The 15075-nt window shown below is 41.7% G+C and carries 14 protein-coding genes; 9 read left to right on the forward strand and 5 right to left on the reverse strand.

What is annotated here, in order from left to right; translation table 11 throughout:
* Nucleotides 1-133: 133 nt before the first annotated feature.
* Nucleotides 134-1645, reverse strand: coding sequence for an NAD(P)H-hydrate dehydratase (locus ACGE0T_RS03660; protein WP_459189183.1), 1512 nt, complete (start codon nt 1643-1645; stop codon nt 134-136).
* 140 nt (nt 1646-1785) lie between these two features.
* Here ACGE0T_RS03660 and hpt point away from each other — a divergent pair, with 140 nt between their 5' ends.
* From hpt to rny, 9 genes are all read left to right on the forward strand, one after another.
* Nucleotides 1786-2325, forward strand: a complete 540-nt coding sequence (hpt, locus tag ACGE0T_RS03665) for a hypoxanthine phosphoribosyltransferase (protein WP_459189184.1) — start codon at nt 1786-1788, stop codon at nt 2323-2325.
* An 89-nt stretch (nt 2326-2414) separates the two neighbouring features.
* Nucleotides 2415-2984 carry an adenylate kinase gene (locus ACGE0T_RS03670; RefSeq protein ID WP_459189185.1) on the forward strand — a complete coding sequence of 190 codons (570 nt, stop codon included), beginning with the start codon at nt 2415-2417 and terminating at the stop codon, nt 2982-2984.
* 75 nt (nt 2985-3059) lie between these two features.
* Nucleotides 3060-4217, forward strand: coding sequence for a GTPase ObgE (obgE, locus tag ACGE0T_RS03675; protein WP_459189186.1), 1158 nt, complete (start codon nt 3060-3062; stop codon nt 4215-4217).
* Entirely contained in the window at nt 4171-5010 is an 840-nt protein-coding gene (pgeF, locus tag ACGE0T_RS03680; RefSeq protein WP_459189187.1) for a peptidoglycan editing factor PgeF, read from the forward strand. The genes obgE and pgeF overlap by 47 nt, the downstream gene beginning before the upstream one ends.
* Nucleotides 5011-5022: 12 nt before the next feature.
* Nucleotides 5023-5718 (forward strand): B3/B4 domain-containing protein, encoded by a 696-nt coding sequence (locus tag ACGE0T_RS03685; RefSeq protein ID WP_459189188.1) that lies wholly within the window; start codon nt 5023-5025, stop codon nt 5716-5718.
* A 131-nt stretch (nt 5719-5849) separates the two neighbouring features.
* Nucleotides 5850-6050 carry a winged helix-turn-helix domain-containing protein gene (locus tag ACGE0T_RS03690; RefSeq protein ID WP_459189189.1) on the forward strand — a complete coding sequence of 67 codons (201 nt, stop codon included), beginning with the start codon at nt 5850-5852 and terminating at the stop codon, nt 6048-6050.
* 146 nt (nt 6051-6196) lie between these two features.
* Nucleotides 6197-6490, forward strand: coding sequence for a hypothetical protein (locus ACGE0T_RS03695; protein ID WP_459189190.1), 294 nt, complete (start codon nt 6197-6199; stop codon nt 6488-6490).
* A 5-nt stretch (nt 6491-6495) separates the two neighbouring features.
* A complete protein-coding gene (locus ACGE0T_RS03700) occupies nt 6496-6792 on the forward strand; it encodes a cell division protein ZapA (RefSeq protein ID WP_459189191.1) in 297 nt (98 codons plus the stop codon).
* 106 nt (nt 6793-6898) lie between these two features.
* Entirely contained in the window at nt 6899-8434 is a 1536-nt protein-coding gene (gene rny, locus ACGE0T_RS03705) for a ribonuclease Y (protein WP_459189192.1), read from the forward strand.
* A gap of 528 nt (nt 8435-8962) precedes the next feature.
* On the opposite strand, the gene creD is transcribed toward rny, so the two are convergent.
* The 4 genes from creD to ACGE0T_RS03725 all read right to left on the reverse strand — a co-directional run bounded on the left by creD (nt 8963) and on the right by ACGE0T_RS03725 (nt 15023).
* Entirely contained in the window at nt 8963-10312 is a 1350-nt protein-coding gene (gene creD, locus ACGE0T_RS03710) for a cell envelope integrity protein CreD (protein WP_459189193.1), read from the reverse strand.
* A 63-nt stretch (nt 10313-10375) separates the two neighbouring features.
* A complete protein-coding gene (locus ACGE0T_RS03715; RefSeq protein ID WP_459189194.1) occupies nt 10376-10666 on the reverse strand; it encodes a winged helix-turn-helix domain-containing protein in 291 nt (96 codons plus the stop codon).
* The gene (locus ACGE0T_RS03720) at nt 10663-11286 is read right to left on the reverse strand and encodes a hypothetical protein (protein WP_459189195.1); all 624 of its coding nucleotides are present in this window, start codon (nt 11284-11286) and stop codon (nt 10663-10665) included. Before ACGE0T_RS03720 ends, ACGE0T_RS03715 begins: the two co-directional genes overlap by 4 nt.
* A 350-nt stretch (nt 11287-11636) precedes the next feature.
* Complete coding sequence (locus ACGE0T_RS03725) at nt 11637-15023, reverse strand: glycoside hydrolase family 2 TIM barrel-domain containing protein (protein WP_459189196.1); 3387 nt, start codon at nt 15021-15023, stop codon at nt 11637-11639.
* Nucleotides 15024-15075 lie beyond the last annotated feature (52 nt).

Genomic DNA, 15075 nt, shown 5'->3' on the forward strand with positions numbered 1-15075 from the left:
TTTGCATACTTGAATGTTTAAATAACTGGTTTTTAATAAAGTAGATAGCGTGACTTTTTGTGCAAACGTCTATAAAGCAAGGCACTCTCTTTTTTTGACAAAGAGAATACCTTGTTTCCTTTAGCATAAATATTTATTTGATTTGTTTGAAAGCTTTGCCAAGCATTTCTATAATGTCTCCTGCTACCATACTTTCCTCTGAACGGTAAATAGCTGCGAGATCTCCTGCTGTTCCATGTAGGAATACTCCTGAAACTGCTGCAGTCTCAGGTTCCATCCCTTGTGCGAGCAATCCTAAAATGATGCCGGTTAAAACATCTCCGCTTCCGGCTGTTGCCATTCCCGGATTTCCGCTGTCATTAAAATAAACATTACCAAGAGGAGTACAGATTGCCGTATAGGCTCCTTTCAATACAACAATCAATTTATGTTCGATAGCAAAAGTCTGCGCTTTGATAAGCCGCTCATATGAATTATTACTTTCTCCGGCAATCCTGTCGAATTCTTTAGGATGTGGAGTCAGAATGCTATGAGGTGGGATGCGTGCCAGTAAATCTTTGTTGGATGCAATCAGATTAAGAGCATCCGCATCTAATACAACTGGTTTTCCTATCGGTTGCAATATGCGTTCTAATGCGACGGCAGATTCCAAATGTTGTCCTAATCCCGGACCTATGCCTATAGCCGAATAAGCGGAAGTATCAGGTACGGTTGTAAAATAATCCGGGTGGGGGTCGAAACTTAACATCGCTTCCGGAAACGCTGTTTGCATGATTTGTTCGCCTCGTTGCGGTATATGGACGGTCAATAATCCGGCCCCACTTCTGAGGCAGGCACGGGCGGATAATAATGCAGCGCCCATTTTTCCCTGGCTGCCGGCTATTAATAAGGCATGTCCGAACGTCCCTTTGTGAGAGAAACGGCTGCGTGGTTGGAATACGGCTGCCATATCTTCTTCCTCTACTAAAGAATATGAAGTCGGGGTATTTTCTACAATATAAGGGTCTAAACTGATATCGAGTACCTTCCATTCTCCTACATACGGTTCATTTTCAGGTAAAAAGAATGCCAGTTTAGGGAAGCTGAATGTGAGGGTTAAATTCGCTTGTATAATGGATTCCGATTCATTGTTCCTGTTATCTTCGCCAAATAATCCGGAAGGAATGTCTATTGCTACAACTGTGGCTCCCGATTGGTTTATATAATTGACCAGTGCGGGAAATCCTCCGGAAAGAGGCCGGTTAAGACCAGAACCGAATAAACCGTCGATTACAACATCCCGGTCACCCAGTGTAGGAGGAACAAAATCATCTTTTACTTCCGTAAATTCAATTTTATCCATGCCTAATAACCGTTGTTTATTTAATTCACAATCATAAGAAAGATGTTCTGTCGGATTAAACAAATAGGTTTCAACGCGGTATCCTTCGTCTATCAGTAAGCGGGCAATGGCAAGAGCATCTGCCCCATTGTTGCCTTGCCCGGCAAAAATGACAATACGTATTTGTTTGGAATAGCGCCGGCAAAATTCATGCATGAATACAGTTGCTGCCCGTTCTACTAAATCGATAGAGCTGATCGGCTCATTCTGAATAGTATATTGATCCAGTTCTTTGATCTTGTCTGTTGCGAATATTTTAATCATAAACTATCTGTTATCAAATCATTTTTGTATGCAAACTTAGAGAAAATAATTTAATTAACCGATTATTTAGGAGGTGGATAAGTTTATAGATATGATTAAATGAAAAAGTTGTACATTTGTATCCGCAAAAATTATACGGAATGGATAAAATCCAATTAAAAGATAAAGAATTTGAACTCTTTATTCCAGAAGAAGAGATAAAGCGTGCTATTGGAAAGGTGGCGGAACGTATCCGGGTAGATATAGAGGGGGTAGATCCGCTGTTTGTCTGTGTTTTGAATGGCGCTTTTATGTTTACGGCAGAATTGATGCGTCAGCTCGATGTCCCATATGAAGTAGCGTTTGCCCGTTATTCATCCTATAAGGGGACGAATACTACTGGTACTGTCCGCGAGATTATGCCATTGGAGTCAGATGTAAAAGGGCGTACCATAATTTTATTGGAAGATATTATTGATACCGGTCTTACAATGACCTTTGTAAAGGAAAAATTGCGAGAAGAAGGTGCTGCAGATGTGAAACTGGCAACCTTATTATTTAAACCCGAATCATTAAAATGCGATTTGAAGCCGGATTATGTGGGTATACAGATTCCCGCAGATTTTATTGTAGGATATGGGCTTGATTTCGATGGTTTGGGACGTTCTTTCAGGGATATATATAAGATCGTAGAAGCTTAAAAGTTAAATCGGAATAAGATAATAGTGAATAATTAATGTATAATACAGGCAGTTTTTTGATGTGGATTGCCTTTTAAAACGAAGCTTTTATGTTAAACGTAGTTATTTTTGGTGCTCCGGGTTCAGGAAAAGGGACACAGAGTGAGTTGATTATCAAGGAGTATGGCTTGGATCATATTTCAACAGGTGATGTTTTGCGTGCAGAAATGAAAGGTGAAACTGAACTGGGAAAGATTGCAAAAGGTTATATTGACAAAGGACAATTGGTTCCGGATGAATTGATTGTAGACATGTTGGCAAAAGTGTTGGATAGCAAGAAAGCATCAAAGGGTGTTATTTTTGACGGATTTCCACGCACAATTCCTCAGGCAAAAGCATTGAAAGAAATGCTGAATAAACGGGGAACAGATGTTTCTGTCATGTTGAACCTGCATGTTGAAGAAGAAGAACTGATTAAACGTTTGCTGGAACGCGGTAAGATTTCCGGCCGCTCTGATGATAATCTGGAAACGATTAAGTCCCGTCTGGATGTTTATCATACACAGACTGCTCCTTTGGCAGATTATTATGTGGGTGAAGGCAAACACGTAGCCATCAAGGGTATGGGTACAGTCGAAGAAATCTTCGGTCGTATTAAAGATGCAATTAATAACTTATAAATGAAATAATGTGCCGGTATGCCGATAACGGCTTATTGGCACATTCGTATATTTACTTTTTAAATAGTTTATTTTATGGCTGAATCAAACTTTGTAGATTATGTAAAGATCTATTGCCGTTCAGGAAAAGGAGGCAGAGGGTCTTCTCACTTTCGCCGTGAGAAATATATTCCGAAAGGAGGTCCCGACGGAGGCGATGGAGGGAGAGGAGGCCATGTCTATCTTCGTGGAAACCGGAATTACTGGACACTTTTGCACTTGAAATACGAACGCCATATCATGGCAACAAGTGGTGAAAGTGGCAGTGCCAAGCGCAGTTCCGGAAAAGACGGTGAAGATAGGGTAATTGAAGTTCCTTGTGGCACCGCTGTTTATGATGCGGAAACAGGAGAGTTTATCTGTGATGTAACGGAAGACGGCCAGGAGGTAATGTTGTTGAAAGGCGGAAGAGGTGGATTAGGTAACTGGAATTTTAAGACAGCGACTAATCAGGCACCCCGTTATGCACAGCCGGGAGAACCTTCGCAGGAACGACTGGTTATATTGCAACTTAAATTGTTGGCAGATGTAGGTCTGGTTGGTTTTCCGAATGCCGGGAAGTCTACTTTATTATCTGTTGTATCGGCAGCTAAACCTAAAATTGCCAATTATCCGTTTACAACATTGGAACCGAATCTTGGAATTGTCAGTTATCGTGATAACCGTTCATTTGTAATGGCGGATATCCCCGGGATTATAGAAGGTGCCAGTGAAGGAAAGGGGCTGGGCTTACGTTTTTTACGCCATATCGAACGGAACTCGTTACTTTTATTCATGATTCCTGCAGATGCGGATGATATTAAAAAGGAATATGAAATACTTCATAATGAACTTGTCCAATATAATCCGGAATTGTTGGAAAAACGCCGTGTTCTCGCCATTACGAAGAGTGACATGTTGGATGAAGAGTTGATACAGGCATTATCGGAGGATTTGCCGGAAGGTATTCCGTTTGTTTTCATTTCATCTATAACCGGACTGGGCATTGTGGAGTTGAAAGACCTTTTGTGGAAGGAATTGAATACTGAAAATTTCCATGAAGTGGAACGCATTATTCATAAGAACATAGATGTTAGTTCGCTACAGTTGGATGATGACGATTTTGTGATTCCTCTGGAGGAGGATGATCCGGATGATGACGGTGATTATGAAGAATATGATTGGGATGATGACGATGAAGGAATTTCCAAATGATAAAGTAAAGATGTTGCAATTTCCCGGATTAAACGGTGATTGCAACATTTCTCATTTTATAACGACCCGCCATGGCGGAGTGAGTAAGGGCAACTATGCATCTTTTAACCCGGGGGAGTTTAGCGGGGACGATACAGAGGCTGTCAGGTTGAACCGTGAGTTGTTGTCGGCGGCAATTGGCATTCCGCCGGAGAGCATCTATGCCCCTTATCAGATACATGAGGCTGGGATCTTTGCAATAGAAGAACCTTTTCTGGATTTTTCGTTGGAAGAGCAAAGGAGATGCCTCAATGGAATTGATGCCGTAGTGACTGATGTGGCTGGTATTTGCATTGCAGTTTCTACAGCTGATTGTGTGCCGGTCTTGCTCTATGCTCCGGATAAAAAGGTGGTTGCTGCTGTTCATGCCGGGTGGCGTGGAACCGTAAAGCAGATAGTGTTGAAAACAATCCGGTTTATTGCAAATAAATATGCTGTCGATCCCATACATATAAAGGCAGGTATTGGTCCGTCCATTAGCCGGGAAGCTTTTGAGGTTGGAGAGGAGGTGGTCAGAGCCTTTGTTGAAGCGGGAGTTTCTCTTAGTGATAGTATGGTACGAAATGAACGGACAGGAAAAGCCCATATCGATTTGTGGGAAGTGAACCGGGGTCAATTATTGCAGGCGGGACTTTTGCCGGAAAATATAGAAATTGCAGGCATTTGTACGTATGCTGAACATAAGGATTTTTTTTCTGCTCGTCGTTTAGGAATTAAGAGCGGACGCATTATGTCTGGTATTATTAAAAAATAATATTTGTAGTTTATGGAAATTCATGTTTCTATTTCAGATGAAGTACAGGAAGTTTGTCCGGATTTACATGTCCTGGTAATTGCTTGTGATGTAAAGAATACAGTATCGGACGAACAATTGTGGAAAGAAATAACAGATGAGGAAATAACGGTCCGTGCTTCTATGAAACTGGAGGAAATAAATAAGTGGCAGCCTGTTTTTGCAACTCGTCAGGCATATAAGCGTTTAGGAAAAGATCCGAACAGGTATAGACCTTCGGCCGAGGCTTTACGTAGGAGGATACTTCGTGGGTTGCCTTTGTATAAGGTGGATACACTGGTGGATTTGATTAATCTGTTATCGATACGGAGCGGTTACTCTATCGGAGGTTTTGATGCATCCAAGATTGTGGGTAATGAATTAATATTGGGTGTTGGGCGTGAAGGTGAAAATTACCAGGGTATAGGACGAGGCGATTTGAATATTGCGGGGCTTCCGGTATACCGTGATGTCCTGGGAGGGATAGGAACTCCGACCAGTGATGAAGAACGGACAAAAATCAGCTTGGATACCTCCCGCTTGTTAATGATTATAAATGGTTACTCAGGAGAGGACGGTCTTGAAGCTGCCGGACGGTATGGTGTGGATTTGTTAAGAAGATATGTTTCAGCGATAAATATACAGGCAGAACTTATTTCAGGGGGAAAACGAACGGTTTTATTGCTGTAATTGTGTTAAATGTGGTTTTTAAGTGTAAAAACGGTCGCGATTTATGCTAAAAAACATCTATTTCCTTTTGTTTTAATCGATTAATCTTTATTTTTGCCCCGGTTAACGAATAAACAAAAGAAAAAAGAAACATGATCGAAGTGATTGGAACAAACGCCGGCCTCGTATGGAACGCTTTAAGTGAAGGCGGTAAAATGAGTGTAAAGGCAGTTAAAAAGGCAACTAAAATCAAAGCAGAAAAAGATATGTATGCTGCATTTGGTTGGTTAGCTAAAGAAGGCAAATTAGTCTTTGAAGAAATTGACGGAGAACTTTATGTTGCGTTAGTGTAAACAACGTAGCAAATCTTATTGGGGAGGCTGTTCGGATTGATTATTTGGACGGCCTTTTGTATGCCTGGACCTTTTCTGCAAAAAAACAAGGCTAATATTGCTTATTTCAATTCAAAAGTTTACTTTTGTCTAGAATTTGGTGTGAAATGACCGAAGATCATAAAAGATTGTTATCTGTTTTTGAAGTTAGAGTTCGCGATTTGATGGCGCTGTGTAATCGGCAGAAAGAACAAATTCGTGAGCTTCAGGATGCTTTAATACAAAAAGAGAATGAACTCCAACAGACAACAAAAGAGATTGAAGGGTTGAGCATCAAGTATGATAACATGTTGACTGCACGTGTTGTTTCTGTAAATGAAGGAGAAATGAAAAGTGCAAAGATGCGGTTGTCAAAGTTAGTGCGGGAAGTAGACAGGTGCATTGCACTATTAAATGAATAGAGGCGATGGACGATAAGTTTCTTATACATGTAGAAATAGCAGATAAAAGCTATGGGTTGTGGATTAACCGGGAGGATGAACAGTTAGCGCGGGATGCCGCCAAACAAATCCGGACGAAGATTAACCAGTATCGGTTGAGTTTTTCACAGTCTGAAGTGGATGTAAAAGATTTGTTAGCCATGGTTGCTTTTCAATTGTCGATGAGCAATTTGCAATTGGAGAAAAAAAATGATACAAATCCCTTTACAGAGAAGATACAAGAACTTACGGATGATATAGAAAATTATCTGAAGGATAAGTAAATATACAGTATTAGAATAAAAATTTTCCGCACTACCGGACAAGGAATATCTTGTAAGGTGAGTGCTTTTTTTGTATATTAAATTATGAATTTAAATTATATGTAAAATGGGAATGAATATAATCATATCAATCGTAACCTTCTTTCTCGGAGGTTTACTCGCTTGGTTGACAATGCGGTTCCTTCTGAAATCAAGGTACGATAGTGTGTTGAGGGAGGCTGAAAAGGAAGCGGAAGTGATGAAGCAGAAGAAATTACTTGAAGTAAAAGAAAAGTTTCTTCACCTGAAAGCCGACTTGGAAAAGCAGGTCGCTTCCCGCAATTCTAAAATCCAGTCTGTGGAGAATAAGTTGAAACAACGTGAATTGACATTAAACCAGCGTCAGGAAGACTTGCAACGTAAAAATTGCGAAGTTGATACGGTAAAAGAAAACCTGGCTGTCCAATTGGAGCTGGTTGACAAGAAAAAACAGGATTTGGATAAACTTCACCAGAAAGAAGTTGAACATTTGGAAGCCCTTTCCGGGTTGTCTGCAGAAGAAGCTAAAGACCGCTTAATTGAATCTTTGAAGGATGAAGCTAAATCCGAAGCTACTTCTTATATCAACGAAATTATGGAAGAAGCGAAGATGGCAGCCAATAAGGAAGCAAAGAAAATCGTTATCCAGTCTATCCAGCGTGTTGCTACTGAAACTGCTATTGAAAACTCGATTACAGTATTCCATATCGAGTCTGATGAGATAAAAGGCCGTATTATCGGTCGCGAAGGCCGCAATATCCGTGCTCTTGAAGCAGCAACCGGAATCGAGATTGTAGTGGATGATACTCCCGAAGCAATCGTTCTTTCCGGTTTTGACCCGGTTCGCCGCGAGATTGCCCGTTTGGCTTTGCATCAGTTGGTACAGGACGGACGTATCCACCCGGCACGTATCGAGGAAGTCGTTACGAAAGTCAAAAAGCAGGTTGAAGAAGAAGTGATTGAAACAGGCAAACGTACAGTGATCGATTTAGGTGTTCATGGTTTGCATCCTGAGTTAATCCGTATGATCGGTAAAATGAAGTACCGTTCTTCTTATGGTCAGAATTTGTTGCAACATGCACGTGAAACAGCTAATTTATGTGCGGTAATGGCTTCTGAACTCGGCTTGAACCCGAAGAAGGCGAAACGTGCAGGTCTGTTACATGATATTGGTAAAGTGCCTGATGACGAACCGGAATTGCCACACGCAATACTGGGTATGAAACTTTGTGAGAAATACAAAGAGAAACCGGATATCTGCAATGCAGTAGGTGCCCACCATGATGAAGTTGAAATGCAGACTTTATTAGCGCCGATTGTACAGGTTTGTGATGCTATTTCCGGAGCCCGTCCCGGTGCTCGTCGTGAAATTGTGGAAGCTTACATCAAACGTTTGAACGACCTCGAGCAATTGGCTCTGTCTTATCCGGGCGTGGTTAAGACATATGCAATACAGGCAGGCCGTGAGTTGCGTGTCATTGTAGGTGCCGATAAGATTGACGATAAGGATACGGAAAACCTGTCAAATGAAATCGCCAAGAAGATTCAGGATGAAATGACTTATCCGGGACAGGTCAAGATTACGGTAATCCGTGAAACACGTGCAGTAAGCTATGCGAAGTAATTTTATTAAATAGAATACATGCGGAAAGATAAAAAAAGCGGGTCAGGAATGGCCTGCTTTTTTTTTATGTGCGTTTTGGGGTTTTAGTGGCGTTTTTGCTAATATAGCATAGAAATATTGTCTATATTGCTGTTTCTGTTCGAAAAGTAAGGATATTTAGGTCGGTTTAACGGGCATTTTGCATGTATTGTAATCCGGGTGGCAGAGGTGGTCAGGCCCGGGTCCCGACAGGTTCGACATCCGGGTGTCAAGTAGTAAAACATACTATCTATTTCATTTAAAGTAGCTTATCTGATAAGAAAAACAAAGGTATATAGCATTTTGGAATGAAGATGTTATGATAGTATGATAGATACCATGATACTTGAATTTGGTAACTGTCATATTGTATTTTCTTGTAGTATAGGCTGTTGCCGGATTTATGACAGTTATGATAGTTCTATTCGCATAAAGTTTCTTGAAAAACAAAAAAGATAACTTCATTGCAAAGTTATCTTTTTTATGAAACGGTCTTATCCTGAAATAACGTTACAGCAACGAGGTAACCTGCTTGTTATTTTCCGTCTCTTCTTCTTTATACCAGTTGATTTTCCGTGAGAAGAACATAATGGTTCCCAGTATAATGAACAGGCCGATGCTTCCAATCAGCAATGCGACATCTTCGAGTTGCAGGATAACATACAGGAAAATATACAATAAACATAACATGCCGGTGAGTGCTCCGGTCTGTATTTTGTTTTTGAAAATGCTATAAGTATAAGCAGATATTAGTCCGATGGTGGCAATACTCGCAATCAGGTAAGCGATACCAAAATTTATCTGTTCGGAAATGGACAGGAGCAAGCTGTAGAACAGGATTAATGCAAAGCCGACCAGCAAATACTGGATAGGATGGATTCGTCTTTTTGTCAGCGTTTCGACAAAGAAGAAGACAACGAAAGTCAGGGCGATAAACATAATGGCATATTTGGCGGAACGCATGTTCTGCTGATAATGGTTTACCGGGTCTATCAGGTTTACGCCGAACGAAGAGTCTTCGAATGAGTTTCCCGGATAGTCTATCCACATTTCAGGAATACTGCGGTTGAAGCTGAGGATACTCCAGTTTGCTTCGAACCCTTTTTCGGAAATGTTGTGCTCCGGAGAGAAATTACCGATGAAACCGGGGGCGTTCCACTTGCCCGTAATATGGACTTTAGTCGTCTTGCCTATGGGTATGAAATTGATGTTACTACTTCCGTTCAGTTTTAATTTGCAGTTGAATGTTTGTGGCTGGTCAAACAGGGATTGGACGGTGTTGTTTAATGGCATGACCAGCATTTTTCCTATTTGCGTATCCTGATTGCCGGTGACTTCGACCGACAACTGTTTGTTGTCCAGCCTGAAGTCGATATTTTCTGTTATACCCCTCAGGTCCGAAACGCCAATCGACAAGTAAGCCTGTTCCCAGTGGATAATACTGTTTTCCAATTTAGGGAAATTGATTTTATCGAAATTACCCGTTATGTCTATCTCGCTTTTATAAAGGATTGTTTTGTAAATGCCATAGTATCTTTCTTCCGGGAATAACTGTGTCTTGATATTCAAATTCTCCGGTGTAATGTTCAGTATATGTTCCTGGATGTTCGTCGTCTTGTCGGCATTTACCTGTGTGGTGCTATACGGAATGGAAATGATAGGGCCACAAAAGGTCTGGGCATTACTCCATTTATTGTTGATTTTTTCAATCGTTTCTAAACTGCGGTTTTGCCTTTCCTCGATGAGGTTCTGTATCATTAATCCCGGAATCAGGAGAATGATAGTTAGAAAACCGATAATCAGAGCTTTCAATGTGATGGACTGATTGATTCTTCCTGTTTTTTTTAATGTTGTTTCCATAATTTTAATCTGTTTGTGTGAATGAAAAGTACTTTGTTATTCAAAGTAGATAGGTAAAAAAAATTATTTGATAAGTTCTTCTAATGCGTTCAAATGTTCTTTGAAGCTTTTCCGTCCTTCTTCAGTGAGTGTATATTGTGTATTGGGCTTTCGGCCGATAAATTGTTTGGAGGACTGGATATATCCGATAGTTTCCAGGGCTTTCAGGTGGCTCGCCAGGTTCCCGTCGGTCAGCTCCATCAGTTGCTTCATCGTATTGAAGTCAGCCGATTCATTCGCCGAAAGAATAGACATAATACCTAATCGTATGCGGCTTTCAAAAGCTTTATTTAATTTGAGTATTATGTTTTTCATTCTTTTTTCAAATCATATTTAATATACATCGCTGTTCCGTAAACAATATGGCAGGCTCCGAATCCGATCGTCCACAGTGGGAGGCTCCAGGCTGGGAGCAGGACTGCAAGTATCCCCAATATGATTTCAGTCAGGCCTAAATAATGGACTTCATCGAGTGTATATTTGGATACATTAATCAATGCCAGCCCATAAAAAGTAAGTGTCATTGCAATAGCTGTTGCCAGGTCGCCGCGCAACAGGAAAATAAGGGTGAAGATGCCGCCTGTCACCAAAGGGATGCTGAGATTGTACACAGTCTTTTTTATCAGGCTTTTGGACGGTTTTAGGTTTTTCTTGACCGATTTCCGCCATGAGAAATAAATCCCGGAACAAATAGAAAGAAGTAAGATGACGGAAGCATCCGCTACCAGTAATGTCATTTTGTGGAACATGGCTTCATGGGTAGTGTCGAGATTAGCAGCCAAAGGTTCTTGTAGAATATGGAAATAAGCAAATGCCGCGCCTATACTCGCAATAACCCCGGCTGTAATTCCGGATAGTCCGCTCAATGATAGAAATTTGGATGATCTTTCCATCATTTCGCGAATCACTTTTATGTCTTCTATTTGTTTGTTCATATACTTGTGAATAAAAGTACTTTGTGCTGCAAAGTTAATAAGGTTTCAGAATATACCAAATAATAGACACTTTTTTATTCATTAAAATAAACAAGATTATTCAGGAATAGCGTTACATTGAAAAGTTATGCCACAGTAGATGAGCCACCGGAAGGGGATAGGTCTGTATAAAAAAAGGGATGTGTCAAAAGCATATATTAGGGAACGCAGACTACGCAGACAGAGCGCAGATTTACGCAGACCATATTTTTTCAATAAATAATCTGCGTGTTCTGCGTAATCTGCGTTCAGTAATAGCTTTTTGACACATCCCCATGGATGCCTTGGCTTGTATTAAAAACCGTAAGTTTTTAATTGTAATTGTAACCTGTTTTTCCCTGTACACTGCCTTCGCTGCTTACAGGTATCAAGGTGAAGCCCCATTTGTATTCGCGATTGGCAGGTAATGAATAAGCCGGTTCCGGGCGTGAACCCCAGCTATCATACCCGGCAAGCCCTTCTTGTTTCAAGTCGACGCATACTTCTACGAAATTGCGGGGAGTAATATTGTTGACATGTGTCTGGCGGCGCAATACGTTCTTTGCTTTTTCTTCATCGTGGTTGGCAATTTCTTCAGGAGTGAAGTTATTCCATTGGCGAGGTAAACCGACCTGCTCTTCATCGTCGAAATCTTCGATGGAGTTACGCAAAGCGTTGAACCCGATCAGATTATCAGCTTCAATCAAGAGGCCTTTTCCTTTGCCTGCTGTCAGGGCTACCCAGCGGGTATCGCCATGATGGCCGTTTTCCTGAGGACGCACATAGGGGTAATACATGGCTTCGGCAGTCGTTTTGTAAAGGTCTACCAATGTACCGGCCTGGCGGTCCCAGTAATTTTCTTCCGGTCCGCGTCCGAAATATTGAACCGTATTCATCGTTGCCGGTAAACGGAAACGTACGCCGATACGTGGCACATTCAGTTTGGATGCAGCTTTACGGGCTTCTTCTCTACCCGGGGAGAATGTAGCCATACGGGTAGCTTCGGATATTTCGGCTTCAGTGGCTGTCATCTCCGTAGATGTGAACTGTGCGGAAACGTTTACTACACCGCTCGGATAAATCTTATAATTGACGATGTACAGATTTCCAGCCGGTAACAGGTAATTTACATTGACAATTGCATTGTTGCCATCCATCTTAACTGTTGCATCTGTTACATTGAAGTCCTTGCTGCTCTGTTTCCAGATTTGTTCGCGCTTGGGAGCGCCGTTTCCATAATCATTGTCCGTCGGAGCACGCCAGAAGTTCGGTTGAATACCGAAACCTTCGCTGAAATATTCTGTTCCGTCAACTTTATATGAAGTAACGACTCCTGATTTTTTATCAAAAACGAAGTTGACTTTTGAAGAAGTCACTTTCAGATTATCGCCTTCTGTGGATACTGCCAATTTCGGTCCACCTGCTTTGTAGGCTTTCTTGTCTGCTGTAACAGGCAATAAGAACTGGTCATGGGCAATCGTGTGTCCGGTAGGGACAACGCCATCTTTTTTATTTGTAGTGACTGCAAAGTCTACAAAATATTCGACACCGGCCTGGGGTTTTAATCCGGCAACCGGTACTGTAATTTCCGTTGTGGCCTGTGGTGCCAGGTCGAGAGCTATTTTACTGCTTTTTACCACTTTGCCGTTTGCTTTAACCGTATAATTAACCGAGTAATCTTTCAGGTTCGTGAAATAGAAACGGTTCGTGATTTTGAATACGCCATTCGCCAGGTCTACTGCCTCAAAGCCTACATTTTGATGAGCATATTTAACTTCGGCCATGGCCGGATGCGGGTTGCGGTCCGGATTAACAATACCATTGCACAGGAAGTTACCGTCACTCGGAGCATTTACCCCAAAGTCGCCGCCATACGCCCAGAATTCGCGTCCGTTTTTATCTTTTTGCAGGATACCCTGGTCCACCCAGTCCCAGATAAATCCGCCTTGCAGGTTCGGATATTTGTAGATGGCTTTCCATTGGTCCCAAAGGTTACCGCTGGAATTACCCATAGCATGGGAATATTCAGACGGGGCAACCGGCCGGTCGCTTCCGTTTTTACCGATTTCTTCCAGCCATTCGGCACTCGGATATTGCGGAACATACATATCTGTGTTCCATTCCCAAAGAGCACGTTCATAATTAACCGGACGGTTCATCATTGTTTTTTCTTTGTCTTTCAGATACAGGTACGTCTGATAGAAATTGTATCCGTTGCCGGCTTCGTTACCCAGCGACCAGATTGTGACACTCGGGTGGTTTTTGTTTCGTTCATACATATTGATGGTACGGTCCATATGCGGTTTCAGCCATTCCGGATTGTTCCCTAATGTACCTCCCTTACGCAAACTGTAATACATACCATGTGATTCGATGTTTGCTTCATCATATACATACAAGCCATATTCGTCACATAATTCGTAGAATTTGCGGTCTTGCGGATAGTGGCAGAGGCGGACGGCATTCAGATTGTTGAGCTTCATCAATTCAAAATCTTTACGCATCAGTTCTTCTGTTACATAATGGCCGGTTTCCGGATTGTGTTCATGGATATTTACCCCTTTGAACTTAATGGGTTGACCGTTGAACAACATCACCGTATACGGTTTTCCGTTTCCGGCAATCTGGTCGATTTGTTTAATTTCCATGCGGCGGAAACCTACGTTCTGAGGAATAACTTCCGTTACTTTTCCATCTTCTTTTACAGTCATCAGGACTTTGTACAGGTTCGGATGTTCTGCGTTCCAGGTTGCCACATTTTCCAGATTTTTGTCGAATGAAGTGGTAGCCACGCTATTTGCACTGACCCAGAGTTGGTTTTCAGCCGTAGCTACGGTTTTGCCGTTGGCATCCAGTAATTCGTAAGTAACGTCTATATTTTTAGCTTTATCCGTATGGTTCTTGATGTCTACAGCCAAACGGAAGATACCGTTTTTATATGTGTCGTCCAATGTAGAAACAATGCGATAATCATTTACTGCGATTTTAGGTTGCGACCATACATACACATCACGTTCGATGCCGCTGATACGCCAGAAGTCCTGGCATTCCAGATACGAACCGGTGCTCCAACGGTATATTTTCAGTGTAAGTATATTTTTTCCCGGTTGAAGATATTTGTTAATCAGGAATTCGGCCGGATTTTTAGAATCTTCGCTATAGCCGACTTCTTTACCGTTTACATATACATATAAACCGGATTTGGCTCCGCCGATATGCAGATACACATCGCGTCCGTCCCAATTTGCCGGAATTTCAAAGTCGCGACGGTAAACACCTACCGGATTAGCTTCCGGCAATAACGGTGGTTGTGGGTTACGTGGTTTGAATTCGTAGCCATGATTGGTGTAAATGGCTATACCATGTCCTTGTACCTCCCAGTTTCCCGGAACCGTAATATCATCCCAGGATGCTGTACTGACAGAAGGGTCGGTAATATTGTCCGGAAGATTTTTATAAGAGTCCACAAAATAGAATTTCCAGGTTCCGTTCAGCAGGGAATAGAATGGACTCTTTTCATATCTTGAAGAGAGAGCCGTTGTGCGGTCTCCATAGCTCATAAAAGAAGAGCGGGGGTGTTCTTTGTTTACAGCAACAACCTGTATATCCTGCCAATAGGGCTTTTGAGGTTGTTCTGCCTGATTGTTGGCGAAAGCAATACCTATCATCGAGCAACTTAAAACTCCGGATAGCATTACTTTTTTTATCGTGTGTTTCATATGCAATGTTTAATTTAGATTAGCCAATAAAATAGACAGTTGACAAGTCGCA

It is taken from the genome of Parabacteroides sp. APC149_11_2_Y6 (assembly GCF_054506995.1).

What these genes read in the sequence shown, in the direction of transcription:
- ACGE0T_RS03725 (WP_459189196.1), bottom strand. Translation starts at nt 15,023, where the DNA reads ATGAAACACACGATAAAAAAAGTAATGCTATCCGGAGTTTTAAGTTGC.
- creD (WP_459189193.1), bottom strand. Translation starts at nt 10,312, where the DNA reads ATGGAAACAACATTAAAAAAAACAGGAAGAATCAATCAGTCCATCACA.
- pgeF (WP_459189187.1), top strand. Translation starts at nt 4,171, where the DNA reads ATGAAGAATATGATTGGGATGATGACGATGAAGGAATTTCCAAATGAT.
- ACGE0T_RS03715 (WP_459189194.1), bottom strand. Translation starts at nt 10,666, where the DNA reads ATGAAAAACATAATACTCAAATTAAATAAAGCTTTTGAAAGCCGCATA.
- obgE (WP_459189186.1), top strand. Translation starts at nt 3,060, where the DNA reads ATGGCTGAATCAAACTTTGTAGATTATGTAAAGATCTATTGCCGTTCA.
- ACGE0T_RS03685 (WP_459189188.1), top strand. Translation starts at nt 5,023, where the DNA reads ATGGAAATTCATGTTTCTATTTCAGATGAAGTACAGGAAGTTTGTCCG.
- hpt (WP_459189184.1), top strand. Translation starts at nt 1,786, where the DNA reads ATGGATAAAATCCAATTAAAAGATAAAGAATTTGAACTCTTTATTCCA.
- rny (WP_459189192.1), top strand. Translation starts at nt 6,899, where the DNA reads ATGGGAATGAATATAATCATATCAATCGTAACCTTCTTTCTCGGAGGT.
- ACGE0T_RS03670 (WP_459189185.1), top strand. Translation starts at nt 2,415, where the DNA reads ATGTTAAACGTAGTTATTTTTGGTGCTCCGGGTTCAGGAAAAGGGACA.
- ACGE0T_RS03700 (WP_459189191.1), top strand. Translation starts at nt 6,496, where the DNA reads ATGGACGATAAGTTTCTTATACATGTAGAAATAGCAGATAAAAGCTAT.
- ACGE0T_RS03690 (WP_459189189.1), top strand. Translation starts at nt 5,850, where the DNA reads ATGATCGAAGTGATTGGAACAAACGCCGGCCTCGTATGGAACGCTTTA.
- ACGE0T_RS03720 (WP_459189195.1), bottom strand. Translation starts at nt 11,286, where the DNA reads ATGAACAAACAAATAGAAGACATAAAAGTGATTCGCGAAATGATGGAA.
- ACGE0T_RS03695 (WP_459189190.1), top strand. Translation starts at nt 6,197, where the DNA reads ATGACCGAAGATCATAAAAGATTGTTATCTGTTTTTGAAGTTAGAGTT.
- ACGE0T_RS03660 (WP_459189183.1), bottom strand. Translation starts at nt 1,645, where the DNA reads ATGATTAAAATATTCGCAACAGACAAGATCAAAGAACTGGATCAATAT.